The sequence below is a fragment of the Arthrobacter sp. UM1 genome, assembly GCF_020483305.1.
Lineage (GTDB): Bacteria > Actinomycetota > Actinomycetes > Actinomycetales > Micrococcaceae > Falsarthrobacter.
This window is the reverse complement of the sequence record NZ_JACWAB010000002.1, coordinates 25,646-40,292: the sequence shown is the minus strand read 5'-3', so window position 1 is coordinate 40,292 and position 14,647 is coordinate 25,646. Positions and strand designations below refer to the sequence as shown.

Genomic DNA, 14,647 nt, shown 5'->3' with positions numbered 1-14,647 from the left:
GGCGCTCGCCGCCCGGGCTCACTCCCCTCCGGCCAGCAGCCCCGTCAACTCCTCCACGAGCGGCGCCCGTCCGGCCAGGCTCCAGACGACTCCCCCGGCCTCGACCCGCGCCGTCGCGCCGCCCGCCGCCTCCACGAGGGCCTTGCCGGGCAGCCAGTCCCACTCCTTGACGGAGTGCTGGAACCACACGCCGGCCCGGCCGTCCGCCACCATGCTCAGCTCTACGGAGCCGGAGCCGAGCATCCGCACCGTCGCGAGCTCCCGGACCGCCGCCTCCCACGGCCGGCGGATCTCGTCCCGGGCCATGAAGCTCGGGTGCAGATACGTCATGCCGGAGACGAGCCCCAGCGAATCGCGGCCGGCTTCAACGGCGTCCAGCCTCTCGAGCTCGGCGCCGAGGTCCAGGCCGTCGTCGTCGGCGGAGCCCCGCATCGCCACGCCGTCCGCCACGGTGAAGAGCTCGCCGGAATCGGGGATGAAGACCGCGGCCGCGAGGCCGCCGGGGGTTTCAAGGGCCAGGGCGGAGCACCACGGGCCCGCGCCGGAGAAGAAGTTGTAGGTGCCGTCCACCGGGTCGATGACCCAGCGGCGCCCGCTCCGCCCCTCGACGAGCGTGCCTTCCTCCCCGAGCACGGCGTCGCGAGGGCGCAGCCGGGCGAGCTCGGAGCGGACGAGCTCCTCGGCGGCGGAGTCGGCGGCGGTGACCACGTCCGCTACGTTGGCCTTGGAGCGGGCCGTGAGCCCCTCCCGCCGCATCCTGGCCGCCATTAGGCCCGCCGAAACAGCAAGAGACCCCGCGACCAGACGGTCCGGGGTCTCTTGGGACAAGGCGTTCACACGCGCTTCCACGCGGTCTCAGCCCTGGCGAGCCTTCATGCGCGGGTTCTTCTTGTTGATGACGTAGGTCTTGCCGCGGCGGCGGACAACCTGGGCGCCGTCGATCTTCTTGAGCGCGCGGATGGAATTGCGGACCTTCATGAGTTCTCCTTCGGTGGGCCGTATGCGCCGCCGCCCCCGGAGCCGGCGCAGACTCAGTCTGCGAAGCCCTGGCGCAGCAGCCGGGAAGCTCACGAGGCCCAGTCAGGCAGTGGTTCCCAAAATCTTTGCTTGCGGTGCTCCCCGGTGTCAGCGTGCCTGCACCGTCCCCGGACGCGTCCGTCAACGAGGACACACGGATGACACGGGAGTACCCATGCATTCTACGCGATCCCCCAAACGGGTTCAATTTCGGTCTCGCCTTCCCGAGAACCCCTCCCCGTGGCGGCATCGCGACGACGGCGGCCGGACCCCTCGCCGTCCACCCCGGACACAGCGGGACAACACCCGTTTTGACCATTACGCAACATCCATATACCTTAATCGACTGAGGTTTGCCTAACCTCAACCCCCTCTGCTCGAAAGGCGAACATGAACATGTCGCGCGTGACCACCGCCGTCACCGGTCTCGTGGCCTCGGCCCTCCTCCTCTCCGCATGCGGCTCCTCCAAGCCGGCCTCCTCCGCGAACAGCGCTCCCGAGAAGACCGCCTCTGCGGTCACCGTCAAGGACGTCGCAGGACGGGAGGTGACCTTCGAGAAGCTCCCGGAGAAGGTGGCCCTCGGCGAGTCCCGCGCCGTCTACGGGACCATGATCCTCAACAAGGACAAGCCGCTGGACAAGGTGGTCGCCTGGGGCAACGACCTCAAGGCGAACGCCCCGGACCTCTACGAGCGCGTGGTCAAGAAGGCGCCCGAGGCCAAGGACCTGCCCATCCTCGGCGCCATCCCCAAGGGAGACCTCTCCGTCGAGGGCCTGCTCACCTACAACCCGGACGTCTACGTCATGTCCCTCGACGCCTGGCGCGCGGGCCAGAAGAACGGCACGCTCGAGAAGTTCGAGAAGGCCGGCATCAAGTACGTCGTGACGGACTTCCGCATCGACCCGGTCAAGAACACCGAGAAGAGCATGAAGGTCCTCGGCCAGGTGCTCGGCCAGGAGAAGAAGGCGGACGAGTTCCTCGAGTTCTACCGCAAGGCCGTGGACCCGGTCCTCGAGCAGGCCAAGAAGGCCAAGGAGAAGCCGAGCTTCCTCCTCTGGCGCGCTCCTGGCGCCAAGGGCTGCTGCGCCACGTGGAAGAACTCCAACTTCGCGGCCGTCCTCAACGCCTCCGGCGGCCAGAGCATCGCGGATCCGCTCCTCTCCGGCGAGTCCGGGGACATCACCGCGGAGCAGGTCATCGCCTCCCAGCCGCAGGAGATCGTGGCCACGGGCGGTGACTGGGGCCACAAGAAGCCGGACGCCAAGTCCAAGACGGGCTACCTGAACATCGGCTACAACACCTCCGCCGAGGAGGCCCGGACCTCCCTGCGCGCCCTCGCCTCGCAGCCCGGGTTCGCCGAGCTGGACGCCTTCCGCAACGGCAGCGTCCACGGCCTCTACCACCAGTTCTACGACGGCCCGTTCAACTTCATCGTCTACCAGCTCTTCTCCCAGTGGAGCTTCGGCAAGACGCCGGGCATCGACCCGGAGAAGACCTGGGCCGAGTTCCACGAGCGCTTCATGCCGTTCCCCGCTGAGGGCGCCATGTGGGTGGACATCGAGGAAGCGAAGAGCTGACCCATGTCCTCCTCCGCCCTGTCGCCGGCGGACGCCCTCGCGAGCGTCCGCCGGCGCACGGTGCGGCGAGCGGCCGCGCTCGCCGCCCTCCTCGCCCTCGTCCTCTTCACGTTCGTCCTCTCCATCGCGATCGGCCCGCTCGGGTACTCCTTCGCCGACGTCGTCCGGACCATCCTCGATCCCGCGAGCGCCGAGACCCGGATGGCCACCGTCGTCTGGGACCTCCGTCTTCCGCCCGCCCTGCTCGCCGTGCTCGTCGGCGCCGCCCTCTCCCTCGGCGGCGCCCAGATGCAGACCATCCTGGACAACCCCCTCGCCGAGCCCTTCACGCTTGGCGTCTCCGCGGCGGCCGCGTTCGGCGCGTCCGTGGGGATCGTGACGGGCGCGGTCGTCCCCGGCGTCGGCCCCTACTCCCTCACCGTCTTCGCGGCCGTCTCCGCGGTGGCCACGGCTCTCGTCATCGCGGGCGTCTCCCTCTGGAAGGGCGCGGGCACGGAGACCGTGGTGCTCTTCGGCATCGCGATGGTCTTCCTCTTCCAGGCCCTCCTCGCGCTCATGCAGTACAACGCGAGCACCGAGAGCCTGCAGCAGATCGTCTTCTGGAGCCTCGGGTCCATGCAGCGCGCCACGTGGCCGGCCGTGGTCATCGTGGCCGCCGTCGTCGCGCTCCTCCTCCCGTTCTTCGCCGCCAACGGCTGGAAGCTCACGGCCCTCAAGTTCGGGGACGCGCGGGCGCAGGCCCTCGGCGTGAACGTGCCGCGGGTGCGGCTCGTGACCCTCGTGGCGGTCTCCGTGCTCGCGGCGGTGGCCGTGTCCTTCGTGGGGATCATCGGGTTCATCGGGCTCGTGGGGCCGCACATCGCGCGGATGCTCGTCGGCGAGGACCAGCGCTTCCTCCTCCCCGCCTCGGTGCTCACGGGCGCCGCGTTCCTCAGCGCCGCGCACGCGCTCAGCCAGGTGATCGTGCCGGGTGTCGCCGTGCCCGTGGGGATCCTCACCGCGACCAGCGGCGTTCCCGTCTTCCTCCTCATCGTCTTCTCGCGGCGCAGGGTCTCGGGAGGCGGCCGATGAGCCGCGCTCCGCAGCTCGCCCTCCGGGTCGAGGGCCTCGGCTTCGCGTACGGGCAGACGCCCGTGCTGCGGGACGTGACGCTGCCGCGTGAGGCGCGCGGCGTCGTCGGCCTCCTGGGCCCCAACGGCTCGGGGAAGTCCACGCTCCTGCGGTGCGTGGCGGGCCACCTCCGGCCTTCCGGCTCCGTCTCGGTGCACGACGGCGGCCGCCCGCTCACCCCCTCCCAGCTGAGCGCGGCGCTCGGCTACGTCCCGCAGGACGCCCCCGGGGATGTGGCGCTCACGGTGCTCGAGACCGTGCTCATCGGGCTGCGGCGCCGGGGCGGCTGGCGGACCAGCCCGGAGGAGGCCGCACGGGCGGTCGAGTGCCTGGCCGAGCTCGGCGTGGACCACCTCGCGGACCGGTTCCTGGGGCAGCTCTCCGGCGGGCAGCGCCAGCTCGTGGGACTCGCGCAGATGACGGTGCGGGCGCCGAAGCTCATGCTCCTCGACGAGCCCACCAGCGCCCTCGACCTCCGCCACCAGATCCGCGTCCTCGAGTACGTCACGGACCGGATCCGCTCGAGGGAGGGCACGGCGCTGCTCGCGCTGCACGACCTCAACCTCGCCGCCCGCTTCTGCGACGAGCTCGTCATCCTCCGGGACGGCCGCTGCGCCGCGATGGGACCGCCCGCCGAGATCCTCACCCCCGAGGTCCTCGAGTCCACGTACGGCGTGAGCGCGCGGATCCTCGACGACGACGGCGTTCCCGTGGTCTCCGCCCACGCCCGCTCGGGAGCCTCGGCCCAAGGGGACTAGCCGGTGGGGCTACCCTGTGGGGTGTGAGCACCTGGACGCAGATCAGCATGGACGACGCGGTGGCCCTCCTCAAGCGGGAGGACTACCCGGAGTCCACCCTGCAGGCCTTCATCCGCCACTTCACGGGGCGCCCCATCTGGATTCGGCCGTCCGGAGACGGCTGGGAGTTCGGGGACAGCGAGTTCGGCGACGGGGCGCCCTGAGCGGGATCTGCGCCCTCTTTCCCCCGCCCCCGCATTCTGGAAACGAGACCGATTTCCCTGAAACTGGACACGATTAACCCCGCCTCCCGCGAGTCCTCGGCTGAATCGTGCACAGTTTCCGGAGATCGTGCGCAATGTCCGTGGCCCCCATGAACGAACGCGCATGAGCGGAGACCCGCCCCGGCCCGGGACTCTCCCAAAGTTGGCATTAGATTGGCAACGGCCCGCCTCCAGGGGGTGGAGACGAGCCGTGTTCCGCGTGATAGTGCCCCAGAGAGGAATCGAACCTCCGACACCGGCTTTAGGAGAGCCGTGCTCTATCCACTGAGCTACTAGGGCCCGCGGCGCTTCCGCTGCGGTAGCGTCGCAAGTGTCCAGTCTACTCGGATGAGGCCCGCCGAAAGGAAACCGCCCATGCCCTACCCCGTCGCCGATCTCGCCGGATACCTCGAGGGCGTGTGGCGCGCGGAGCGGCGCATCGAGGACCGGCGAACCGGCCAGAACGGGCGTTTCACGGGCACGGTCGCGTTCACGCGCGTCCCGTCCGCGGACCCGGCGGCGCCCACCGGAGACGGCACCGGCGTCGTCGTCCTCGAGTCCCGGGAGGAGGGCGAGCTGGCCCTCGAGGGCCAGGAGCCGCGGCCCGTCTACCGGAACCACACGTGGCGCGTCCGGGGCGAGCGCGCCGAGGTCTGCTTCGACGACGGCCGCCGCTTCCACAGCCTCTCCCTCGCGAGCGGCGCGGACACGCCGAGCCACTGGTGCGAGCCGGACCAGTACACGGGCGAGTTCGCGGCCCCCGGCCCGGCGGAGCTCGAGTGGACGTGGAGCGTCTCCGGCCCCGCCAAGAACCTCACGCTCGCCACGCGCCTGACGCGCGAGCTGCCGGTCATCGCGGTCTCGGCGGTTCAGCTCACGACGGCGGACGGCGGGCTCGTCCTCGTCCGCAAGCGCGGAACCACGGCGTTCATGCAGCCCGGCGGCAAGCCCGAGCCCGGCGAGACCCCGCTCGAGGCGGCGCGCCGCGAGCTTGCCGAGGAGCTCGGCCTGGACCTTCCCGCGGAGGCCTTCCGCTTCCAGACCGCCTGGCGCGGGCGCCCCGCGAACGAGGCCGGGTTCGAGCTCTACTCGGAGAACTTCGCCGCCGAGGTGCCCGCCGGCACCCCGTACAGCCCCGCCGCCGAAATCGAGGACCTTGTCGTCCTGTCCCCCGCGGCTCAGCGCCAGGCTCTGGACTCGGGGCGCGTCGCGGGCTCGGACGGCCAGGACCACGCCCTCGCGCCCCTGCTCCGCGAGCGCATCCTCCCGGACCTCCTCGGCTGAGCCGACGACGACGGCCCCTACTCCACCGTCACGGACTTGGCGAGGTTCCTCGGCTTGTCCACGTCGTGCCCCAGCGCCACCGCCGCGTGGTAGGCCAGCAGCTGCGTGGGGATGGTGAGGAGGATCGGATCGAGCTCGGGCTCGTTCTTCGGCACGGTGATCGTCTCGACGCCGAGCCGGGCCAGGTCCACCCCCGGATGGGAGACGGCCACGAGCGGCCCCTTCCGCGCCAGGACCTGCTCGGCGGCGGCGATGTTGCGCTCGGCGAGCTCGTCGTCGGGGATGACGGCGATGGTCGGCATCTCGGGCGTGATGAGCGCGAGCGGCCCGTGCTTCAGCTCGCTCGTCTGGTAGGCCTCCGCGTGGACGTAGCTGATCTCCTTGAACTTCTGCGCCCCTTCGCGGGCCACCGGGAAGCCCCGGACCCGCCCGATGTAGAACGCGCTCTGCGCGCCGGCGATGCGCCCGGCCACCTCGCGGATCCGCTCCTCGGACTCGAACACCTCGCGGATCTGCCCCGGAATCCGCTCGAGCCCCCGCAGGATGCGCAGGCCGTCCGCGTGGGAGAGGTCCCGCAGGCGCCCCAGGTGCAGGGCGAGGAGCCCGAACGCGAGGCCCATGTTCGTGAGCGCCTTCGTGGACGCCACCGCGATCTCGGGGCCGGCGTGGAGGTAGATCCCGCCGTCGACCTCCCTCGCGATCGTGGAGCCGACGACGTTGACGAGCCCCACCACCCGGCCGCCCTTGCGCCGGATCTCGTTGACCGCGAACGCCGTGTCCGCCGTCTCGCCGCTCTGGCTGACCACCACATACAGGGTGTCCGTCTCGATGATCGGCTGCCGGTACCGGAACTCGGAGGCGGCCTCGGCGTCCGCGGGGATGCGGGCGAGGTCCTCGATCATCTGCGCGCCCATCTGCCCCACGTAGTACGCGGAGCCGCAGCCGAGGATCTTGACCCGCCGGAAGGAGCGCAGCTCGCGGGGGTCCAGCATGAGCCCGTCGAGCCGAGCGGTGGCGAACCGCTCGTCGAGCCGCCCCCGCAGCACCGTCTCGGCCGCCTCGGGCTGCTCCCTCATCTCCTTGGACATGTAGTGCTCGTGACCGCTCAGCTCGAGGTCCTCGACGGCGACGGCGAGCTGGACCGGCGTCCGCTCGGTGGCGTTGGCGTACTGGTCGAAGGTGTGGAATCCGGTGGCGGTGACGGTCGCGAGCTCGCCGTCGTCGAGATGGACCGCGCGGTCCGTGTGCCGGACGAGGGCGGCGGCGTCGCTCGCGATGAACATCTCCTTGTCCCCCACCCCGATGATGAGCGGCGAGCCGCTGCGGGCCACGACGATCCTGTCCGGGTGCCGCTCGTCCATGACCGCCAGGGCATAGGTCCCGGAGACCCGCCCCAGCGCCTCGAGAACGGCCGCCTCGAGGCTGTCCGCCTCGGAGCGGGCCACGAGGTGGGCCACGACCTCCGTGTCGGTGTCGCTCGCGAACTCGACGCCCGCGTCCTCGAGAGCGGCGCGGAGGCTCGCGGCGTTGTCGATGATGCCGTTGTGCACCACCGAGATGCGCCCGTCCGCGGACCGGTGCGGGTGGGCGTTGCGCTCCGCGGCGGGGCCGTGCGTGGCCCAGCGGGTGTGCCCGATCCCGACCCGGCCCGCCAGGCGCTTCGGCAGAGCGGCCTCGAGCTCCCGGACGCGGCCCACGGTCCGCACCGCCGTGGTCTTCTCCTTGGCCTTCGCGTCGCGGCTGAGCACGGCGATGCCCGCCGAGTCGTAGCCGCGGTACTCGAGGCGGGTCAGGCCCTCCACCAGGAAGGGCGCGGCCGGCTGGCCGCCGATGTATCCGACGATTCCGCACATGGGTCTCTCCTCACCCGTAGACGATGCGCCGCAGCTGGCGCTCCGAGAGCTCGGGCGCGGCGAAGGGCCGCTGCCTCAGCTCCTCCGCGATGGTCCGGAACGCCTCGGCGTTCCGTGTCCCGAACAGCTGGAGACGGGCGTGGCGGCGCCTCACGTAGTCCTCGACGGACTCGGAGTGCCACGCGAGCACGTCGTCCACCACTCGCTCCGCGACATTCGGCGGCAGGCCCGTGGTCTGGGCGATCCGCTCGACGAGCTCCCGGTCTGACATGACTGCCATTCTTGGAGAGGGATCCGGAATCTCCAAGAATCTGCCCGAATTCGGGCAGAACGGATCTTTTACTCCGCGAACTGCGTCCGGTACAGCTCTTCGTACCGGCCTCCGCGGGCCATCAGCTCCGCGTGCGTGCCGCGCTCGGCGATGCGGCCGCCCTCGATGACGAGGATCTCGTCCGCCGTCCGCACCGTGGAGAGGCGGTGGGCGATGACGAGCGCGGTCCGGCCCTCGAGCGCCTCCCCCAGGGCGGCTTGGACCGCGGCCTCGTTGGTGGAGTCGAGCGCCGCCGTCGCCTCGTCGAGGATGACCACGCCGGGACGGGAGAGGAGCACGCGGGCGATCGTCATGCGCTGGCGCTCGCCCCCGGAGAGCCGGTAGCCGCGCTCGCCCACGATCGTGTCCAGGCCGTCCGGCAGGGAGCGGACCAGGTCCTCGAGCCGGGCTCCGCGGAGGGCGGCCCAGAGCTCGCCGTCGCTCGCGTCCGGCTTCGAGAGCGCGATGTTCGCGCGGATGGACTCGTGGAAGAGGTGACCGTCCTGGGTCACCATGCCGATCCCCTCGCGCAGGGCCTCGAACGTGAGGTCCCGGACGTCGACGCCGCCGAGCCGCACCGAGCCGGACGTCACATCGTAGAGCCGTGCCGCGAGCTGCGCGATCGTGGACTTGCCCGCACCCGAGGAGCCCACGAGCGCCACCGTCTGGCCGGGGCGCACCTCGAAGTCCACCCCGTGGATGACCTCCTCGCCGCCGCGGGTGTCCAGCACGGCCACGGACTCGAGCGAGGCGAGGGACACGTCCTGGGCGCTGGGATAGGCGAAGCGCACATCCTTGAAGGCGAGGCCGAGGGGCGCGGGAGGGAGCGGCCTGGCGTCGTCGCGCTCTCGGATGAGGGGCGCGAGGTCGAGGATCTCGAACACCCGCTCGAAGCTCACCGCCGCGCCCATGAGGTCCGCGCGGGCGTTGGAGAGCTGCGTCAGCGGGCCGTAGAGGCGCGTCAGGAGGAGGGCCAGGACCACGACGTCGCCGGGGTTGAGCGTCCCGTCCACCGCGAACCAGCCGCCCACGCCGTAGACGAGCGCGAGCGCCAGCGCGGAGACGAGCGTCAGCAGCGTGAGGAAGACCTGCTGCATGAGGGAGGACTTCACGCCGATGTCCCTCACGCGGCGCGCCCTCGCCTCGAACTCGCGGGACTCGGCGCGGGGGCTGCCGAAGAGCTTGACGAGCGTGGCGCCCGGCGCGGAGAAGCGCTCGGTCATCTGGGTGGTCATCGCGGCGTTGTGGTCGCTCGCCTCGCGCCGCAGGCCCGCGAGCCGCCCGCCGATCCGGCGCGAGGGCAGCAGGAACACCGGCAGCAGCACGAGCGTCAGGACCGCCACGAGCCAGGACTTGCTCACCATGACCCCGAGCGTCAGGAGCACGGTGACGGCGTTGGTGACCACGCCGGAGAGCGTCGTCGCGAACGCCCGCTGCGCCCCGAGCACGTCCGCGTTGAGCCGGGAGACAAGCGCGCCCGTCCGGGTCCGCATGAAGAACGCCACGGGCATGCGCTGGACGTGGTCGTAGACCCGGGTCCGCAGGTCCAGGATGACGTCCTCGCCGATCGCCGCGGACAGCCAGCGCCCCAGCAGCCCCACCCCGGCGTCCACGAGGGCGACGACGGCGATGACCGAGGCGATGAGCACGATCACCCCGCGGTCCCCGCCCAGGACCATCTGGTCCACCACGCGGCCGGCCAGGACAGGCGTCAGCACGGAGAGCAGAGCCGAGAGGAGGGAGACCGCCAGGAAGGCCGCGAGCCGCCCGCGGTAGGGCTTGGCGAACGCGAAGATCCGCCGCATGGTCTCGCGGGAGACGGGACGGGCCTCGCCGTCCCGGCTCGACCTCATCATCTGGTGCATTGCCGCGCGTTCCATGCTCACCGGCACCATTATCCGCTCCGCGTCGGGCCAGCCGGCGGGATTCCGCCCCCGCCGAACGCTCGTAACATTTCGTAACACTGACTGTCTGAGCCGCGGGGAATAGGGCTAGGGTTGACGTGGTTTTCCCTCAGCGACGTTTGCTCGCTGTCGCGCTCCGGACCCGCCCGGAGCACCGCGCCCCCGCTCAGAAAGAAGCTCGCATGAACCGCCGTCAATTCTCCGCGCTCGGACTCGCCTCGATCGCCTCCCTGGCCCTCGCGGCGTGCGGCCAGAACAAGGCCAGCGTGGACTCGATCAAGAAGGCGGGCTCCATCAAGGTGGGCACCGAGGGCACCTACAAGCCCTTCACGTTCCACGCCCAGGCGGGATCGCCCCTCTCCGGGTATGACGTGGACGTCATGAACGCCGTCGCCCAGCAGCTCGGCGTCAAGGCCGAGTACCAGGAGACGCAGTGGGACGCGATCTTCGCAGGGCTGGACGCCCGGCGGTTCGACGTCATCGCCAACCAGGTCGGCATCAACCCCGAGCGCGAGCAGAAGTACATCTTCTCCACCCCGTACTCGCACTCCAAGGGCGTGGTCGTGGCCAAGGCGGACTCCTCCATCTCGAGCTTCGCGGACCTGAAGGGCAAGAAGCTCGCCCAGTCCTCCACCTCGAACTTCGGCAAGCAGGCTAAGGAGGCCGGCGCCGTCATCACCCCCGTCGAGGGGTGGGCGCAGTCGGTCGAGCTCGTCAAGCAGGGCCGGGTCGAGGCCACGGTCAACGACAAGCTGACGGTCCTCGACTACCTCAAGTCCAACCCGGCCGCCGGCGTCAAGATCGTGGCCGAGGACAAGACGGAGAGCGCCTCCGCCCTCATGTTCCGCAAGGACGAGACGGAGCTGCGGGACGCCGTGAACAAGGCGCTCGAGACGCTCAAGAAGAACGGCACGCTCGCCAAGCTCTCCAAGAAGTACTTCGGCACGGACGTCTCGGAGAAGGCGTGACCCCGAACTGGGAGCTGGTCCTCCAGTCCTTCTGGCCGATCCTCAAGGCGGGCCTGCTCGTCACCATCCCGCTGGCGCTCCTGTCCTTCGCGCTGGGACTCGTGATCGCGCTGGTCCTGGCCGTCATGCGGATCAGCCGCGTGACGCCGCTCGCGTGGCTCTCCCGCGCGTACGTCTCGGTCATCCGGGGCACGCCGATGCTCGTCCAGCTCTTCGTCATCTTCTACGGGCTGCCGAACCTCGGCATCACGCTGGACCCCTGGACCACCATCACCATCGCGCTGTCCATGAACGTGGGCGGCTACGCGGCCGAGGTCATCCGCGCGGCCATCGAGTCCGTGCCCCGCGGGCAGTGGGAGGCAGCGCACACCATCGGCATGAGCCGCTCCCTCACGCTCCGGCGCGTCATCCTCCCGCAGGCCGCGCGCCTCTCGGTGCCGCCGCTGTCCAACACGTTCATCTCGCTCGTCAAGGACACCTCGCTCGCCTCGCTCGTCACCGTGGCCGAGCTGTTCCGCAAGGCCCAGGACGTGGCGGCCTTCTCCAACGAGTTCCTCCTCATCTACATGGAGGCGGGCCTCATCTACTGGATCATCTGCATGGCCCTGTCCGTGCCGCAGCCCTTCATCGAGCGGAGGCTCTCCCGCCATGTCGCCAAGTAGCGCAGCATCCCCGTCCGCCCGCGGCCGGAGGGGCGTCTCCCGCGAGGACGGCGCCCGTCCGAACGGCGCCGCCGAGAACGCCTCCCGCCCGAACGGCGGCGAGCCGTTCCTCTCCGTCCGCGGCCTCGCCAAGTCCTTCGGAGACCACACGGTCCTGAGGGACATCGACCTCACCGTCGAGCGCGGCGACGTCGTCGCCCTCATCGGCCCCTCCGGATCCGGCAAGACGACCATCCTCCGCTGCCTCATCGGCCTCGAGGAGCCGGACGCCGGGGTCATCCGCTTCAGCGGGGCCGAGGGCGTCGCGGAGCCCGTCTCCGTGGACTTCTCGGAGCGGGTCTCCCCCAGGGAGCGGAGGCGCCGCGAGGCGGACCTCCAGCGCGCGACGGCGATGGTCTTCCAGCAGTACAACCTCTTCCCCCACCGCACCGTGCTCCAGAACGTCATCGAGGGGCCCATCCTCGTCCAGAAGCGGAACCGGGAGGAGGCGAAGGCGGAGGCCCTCGACCTCCTGGCCCGCGTGGGGCTGCGGGACAAGGCGGACGCCTACCCGCACGAGCTCTCCGGAGGACAGCAGCAGCGCGTGGGCATCGTGCGCGCCCTCGCCCTGAGGCCTGCGCTCCTCCTCTTCGACGAGCCCACCTCCGCCCTGGACCCCGAGCTCGTGGGGGACGTCCTGCGCGTCATCCGGGAGCTCGCCGAACAGGGCTGGACCATGCTCATCGTGACCCACGAGCTGCAGTTCGCCCGGCAGGTGGCCTCGCAGGTCGTGTTCATGGACCAGGGCGTCGTCGTCGAGAGCGGAGCGGCCTCGGAGGTCCTGGGCCGTCCCGCGCAGGCGCGCACCCAGCAGTTCGTCCGCCGCCTCACGCACCCCGGCGAGTAACGCCTCACACGCCGCAGGCAGGCACCAGGCCCGAACCTCACACGGCGCGGATGGCACCTCGCACGGCGCGGACCTCACGCCGCCGGGGCGAGGAACTCCTCCCAGGCCTCGGCGGGCTTCTCGAGCTCCTTGATGTGCCAGACGGGACCGTGCGGCTCCTTCGGCTCGAACCCCAACCTCCAGCCGAGGCTCTCCAGCGTTCGGTCCCCCTTGCGGTTGTTGCAGGGCAGGCAGCAGGCCACAAGGTTCTCCCATGCGTCCTTTCCACCGCGGGAGCGGGGCTGGACGTGGTCCACGGTGGTCGCATGCCCTCCGCAGTAGGCACAGCGGTGGAGGTCCCGCCGGAGCACGCCGCGGCGCGTCACGGTCACGGCCCGCCGGTAGGGTCTGCGCACGTACCGGTTGAGCAGGATGACGCTCGGCCGGGCGTAGTCGGCCCGTACCCCGACGACGGGCGTGTCGTCTTGGGCGATCACGGTGGCCTTCCCGTGGAGCACCAGCACGATGGCTCTCTTGAAGGTCACCACGGCCAGCGGCTCGAAGCCTGCGTTGAGGACTAGCGTGCGCATGCGGTCTCCCTCGATGGGCGCTCCGCCTGGCAGAGACGGGCGCGGGTCAGGAACGGACGGCCGAAGCCGACACCTGGAGTCTTGCACGTCCCGCAGGCATGGGAAAGGCCCCGCACTGAACAGTGCGGGGCCTTTCCGTGAACAGCGCTGACGCGCCGGGGCGTCTTAGCCGACGTGGATGTACACCGGGCCGGAGCCGAGGTTGGCCGGGGCGATGACCGTCTGGCCGCCGTTCCAGCCGCCGTGGACGGCCTGGCCGTTGCCGATGTAGACGGCGATGTGCGGGATGCCCGCACCGGCGTTGTCGTAGTAGATGAGGTCGCCCGGCTGCGGGTTGGACGTGACCGAGCCGAGGCTCATGTAGCTGGCCGGCCAGCCGTGGTGGTGGATGCCGGCGGCAGCGAGCGCGTTGGAGACGAGCGCGGTGCAGTCCTGGGCGACGCCGACCTGGGAGCGGGCGGACGCGGCGATCGTGGCGCCCTTGCCGGACGCCGAGTAACCGGCGGTCTTGGCCGCAGCCGGCTGGGCCGGAGCGGAGTAGTTGGCCGTCTTGGCCACCGGGGCCTGCTGCTGGACCGGAGCCTGGTAGGCGGCGCGCTTCGGGGCCTGGTAGGCCGGGGCCTGCTGCTGAGCCGGAGCCTGGGAGGCGGCCTGCGGCTGCGCGGGGGCCTGGTAAGCGGCCTGCTTCTGGACGGGGGCCTGGGCCGGGGCCTCGGCCTGCGGGGCCTGGACCGGAGCCTCGGAGACAGCCTTGAGGGCGGCCCGCTTCGGAGCGGCCTTCTTCGGGGCGGCCTTCTTGGCGGCGGGCTTGGCCTGGGTCTTCGCAGCGGCCTTGGGGGCGCTCTGCTGCGGGGCGGCGGCCTTGTGGGCGACCGGAGCGGCCGGGGCGGCCTCCGGGGTGGTCGCAGCGTGGGCTGCGAGGCCGCCGGACAGGACGAGGCCGGATGCGGCGGCGATGACGGCGGCCTGGCGCGTGGCGCCGCCTGCGTTCTCAGACACTGCCTTCGCGATGGCGGACAGCGAGTTGTTGGTGCTCTTCGACAACGTGAGCTCTCTTTCGTTTGTTCACGCAGCAGTTTCGCTGCGGAGCTGGTCCGTGGAGTTCTAGTCCGGATCCAGCCGAGTGTGCATTTGCCTATGGAGTTGTTGTTGTCAGAAGCCGTGGTCCGCCCAAAGCCCTCTGTCTGAGAGCTTCCACTGCGAAGCTTTGCCTCCCACATGCCTGCGAGGTGAGCTGTCGGGTTCGGATGGGAGTCACCCGGCCGGATTCGGCCCCGGAACGGCCGTTACCGTTTCGTGACCTTACGGCTTCACCCCTAGGCCGAAGTTCGGCCGTGATTGGGTCCCCCGCCCTTGTCAGGGCCGGAATCCCCTGGAGGCGCACACTGGGCCTGAGCCGCCAGGGCCCGAGCCATGCGTGCACTCCGGAGGATTCCGAGGTCATCCCGCCGATTGACAAGGCTCGGCATCCGGCGGGCGGGATGTCATCCGATCGGATGACTTCCA

The 14,647-nt window shown here is 70.7% G+C and carries 15 protein-coding genes, 1 tRNA gene and 1 riboswitch; of the genes, 8 read left to right on the top strand and 8 right to left on the bottom strand.

What is annotated here, in order from left to right:
- Positions 1-18 precede the first annotated feature (18 nt).
- Both H9I38_RS03595 and ykgO read right to left on the bottom strand, forming a co-directional pair.
- Positions 19-837, bottom strand: coding sequence for an inositol monophosphatase (locus H9I38_RS03595; protein ID WP_319002172.1), 819 nt, complete (start codon positions 835-837; stop codon positions 19-21).
- Between the two features lie 18 nt (positions 838-855).
- Positions 856-978, bottom strand: coding sequence for a type B 50S ribosomal protein L36 (ykgO, locus tag H9I38_RS03590; protein WP_226337385.1), 123 nt, complete (start codon positions 976-978; stop codon positions 856-858).
- A gap of 429 nt (positions 979-1,407) precedes the next feature.
- Here ykgO and H9I38_RS03585 point away from each other — a divergent pair, with 429 nt between their 5' ends.
- From H9I38_RS03585 to H9I38_RS03570, 4 genes are read left to right on the top strand one after another with little or no spacing between them, the layout of a single operon-like run.
- Positions 1,408-2,595, top strand: a complete 1,188-nt coding sequence (locus tag H9I38_RS03585; protein ID WP_226337384.1) for an ABC transporter substrate-binding protein — start codon at positions 1,408-1,410, stop codon at positions 2,593-2,595.
- A gap of 3 nt (positions 2,596-2,598) precedes the next feature.
- On the top strand, positions 2,599-3,666 hold the full coding sequence (locus tag H9I38_RS03580) for a FecCD family ABC transporter permease (protein WP_226337383.1): 1,068 nt from the start codon (positions 2,599-2,601) through the stop codon (positions 3,664-3,666).
- Complete coding sequence (locus H9I38_RS03575) at positions 3,663-4,463, top strand: ABC transporter ATP-binding protein (RefSeq protein ID WP_226337382.1); 801 nt, start codon at positions 3,663-3,665, stop codon at positions 4,461-4,463. Before H9I38_RS03580 ends, H9I38_RS03575 begins: the two co-directional genes overlap by 4 nt.
- A 23-nt stretch (positions 4,464-4,486) precedes the next feature.
- A complete protein-coding gene (locus tag H9I38_RS03570; protein ID WP_226337381.1) occupies positions 4,487-4,666 on the top strand; it encodes a hypothetical protein in 180 nt (59 codons plus the stop codon).
- Between the two features lie 266 nt (positions 4,667-4,932).
- On the opposite strand, the gene H9I38_RS03565 is transcribed toward H9I38_RS03570, so the two are convergent.
- A tRNA-Arg gene (locus tag H9I38_RS03565) sits at positions 4,933-5,005 on the bottom strand.
- A 75-nt stretch (positions 5,006-5,080) separates the two neighbouring features.
- On the opposite strand from H9I38_RS03565, the gene H9I38_RS03560 reads away from it, so the two are divergent.
- Positions 5,081-5,989 (top strand): DUF6314 family protein, encoded by a 909-nt coding sequence (locus H9I38_RS03560; RefSeq protein ID WP_226337380.1) that lies wholly within the window; start codon positions 5,081-5,083, stop codon positions 5,987-5,989.
- 17 nt (positions 5,990-6,006) lie between these two features.
- Here the strand turns inward: H9I38_RS03560 and glmS are convergent, their stop codons facing one another.
- The 3 genes from glmS to H9I38_RS03545 form a co-directional block, all read right to left on the bottom strand.
- Positions 6,007-7,842, bottom strand: a complete 1,836-nt coding sequence (gene glmS, locus H9I38_RS03555) for a glutamine--fructose-6-phosphate transaminase (isomerizing) (RefSeq protein WP_226337379.1) — start codon at positions 7,840-7,842, stop codon at positions 6,007-6,009.
- 10 nt (positions 7,843-7,852) lie between these two features.
- The gene (locus H9I38_RS03550; protein WP_226337378.1) at positions 7,853-8,113 is read right to left on the bottom strand and encodes an HU family DNA-binding protein; all 261 of its coding nucleotides are present in this window, start codon (positions 8,111-8,113) and stop codon (positions 7,853-7,855) included.
- Positions 8,114-8,181: 68 nt separating this feature from the next.
- Complete coding sequence (locus tag H9I38_RS03545; protein ID WP_413463510.1) at positions 8,182-10,038, bottom strand: ABC transporter ATP-binding protein; 1,857 nt, start codon at positions 10,036-10,038, stop codon at positions 8,182-8,184.
- Positions 10,039-10,238: 200 nt separating this feature from the next.
- Here H9I38_RS03545 and H9I38_RS03540 point away from each other — a divergent pair, with 200 nt between their 5' ends.
- Genes H9I38_RS03540 through H9I38_RS03530 form a run of 3 tightly spaced genes read left to right on the top strand, consistent with a single transcriptional unit; the run spans position 10,239 to position 12,572 of the window.
- Positions 10,239-11,024, top strand: a complete 786-nt coding sequence (locus H9I38_RS03540; RefSeq protein WP_226337377.1) for an amino acid ABC transporter substrate-binding protein — start codon at positions 10,239-10,241, stop codon at positions 11,022-11,024.
- Positions 11,021-11,686 carry an amino acid ABC transporter permease gene (locus H9I38_RS03535; RefSeq protein ID WP_226337376.1) on the top strand — a complete coding sequence of 222 codons (666 nt, stop codon included), beginning with the start codon at positions 11,021-11,023 and terminating at the stop codon, positions 11,684-11,686. Before H9I38_RS03540 ends, H9I38_RS03535 begins: the two co-directional genes overlap by 4 nt.
- Positions 11,673-12,572 carry an amino acid ABC transporter ATP-binding protein gene (locus H9I38_RS03530; RefSeq protein WP_226337375.1) on the top strand — a complete coding sequence of 300 codons (900 nt, stop codon included), beginning with the start codon at positions 11,673-11,675 and terminating at the stop codon, positions 12,570-12,572. Before H9I38_RS03535 ends, H9I38_RS03530 begins: the two co-directional genes overlap by 14 nt.
- 74 nt (positions 12,573-12,646) lie before the next feature.
- Here H9I38_RS03530 and H9I38_RS03525 read toward each other — a convergent pair whose 3' ends face one another.
- The gene (locus tag H9I38_RS03525) at positions 12,647-13,141 is read right to left on the bottom strand and encodes an HNH endonuclease (RefSeq protein WP_226337374.1); all 495 of its coding nucleotides are present in this window, start codon (positions 13,139-13,141) and stop codon (positions 12,647-12,649) included.
- 165 nt (positions 13,142-13,306) lie between these two features.
- Entirely contained in the window at positions 13,307-14,185 is an 879-nt protein-coding gene (locus tag H9I38_RS03520; protein WP_226337373.1) for an NlpC/P60 family protein, read from the bottom strand.
- 160 nt (positions 14,186-14,345) lie between these two features.
- Positions 14,346-14,519: riboswitch (cyclic di-AMP (ydaO/yuaA leader) on the bottom strand.
- Positions 14,520-14,647: the final 128 nt, after the last annotated feature.

Bases quoted from the DNA above. Each gene is read 5' to 3' on its own strand.
- ykgO (WP_226337385.1), bottom strand. From the start codon at position 978: ATGAAGGTCCGCAATTCCATCCGCGCGCTCAAGAAGATCGACGGCGCC.
- H9I38_RS03585 (WP_226337384.1), top strand. From the start codon at position 1,408: ATGAACATGTCGCGCGTGACCACCGCCGTCACCGGTCTCGTGGCCTCG.
- H9I38_RS03550 (WP_226337378.1), bottom strand. From the start codon at position 8,113: ATGTCAGACCGGGAGCTCGTCGAGCGGATCGCCCAGACCACGGGCCTG.
- H9I38_RS03525 (WP_226337374.1), bottom strand. From the start codon at position 13,141: ATGCGCACGCTAGTCCTCAACGCAGGCTTCGAGCCGCTGGCCGTGGTG.
- H9I38_RS03540 (WP_226337377.1), top strand. From the start codon at position 10,239: ATGAACCGCCGTCAATTCTCCGCGCTCGGACTCGCCTCGATCGCCTCC.
- H9I38_RS03580 (WP_226337383.1), top strand. From the start codon at position 2,599: ATGTCCTCCTCCGCCCTGTCGCCGGCGGACGCCCTCGCGAGCGTCCGC.
- H9I38_RS03560 (WP_226337380.1), top strand. From the start codon at position 5,081: ATGCCCTACCCCGTCGCCGATCTCGCCGGATACCTCGAGGGCGTGTGG.
- glmS (WP_226337379.1), bottom strand. From the start codon at position 7,842: ATGTGCGGAATCGTCGGATACATCGGCGGCCAGCCGGCCGCGCCCTTC.
- H9I38_RS03530 (WP_226337375.1), top strand. From the start codon at position 11,673: ATGTCGCCAAGTAGCGCAGCATCCCCGTCCGCCCGCGGCCGGAGGGGC.
- H9I38_RS03575 (WP_226337382.1), top strand. From the start codon at position 3,663: ATGAGCCGCGCTCCGCAGCTCGCCCTCCGGGTCGAGGGCCTCGGCTTC.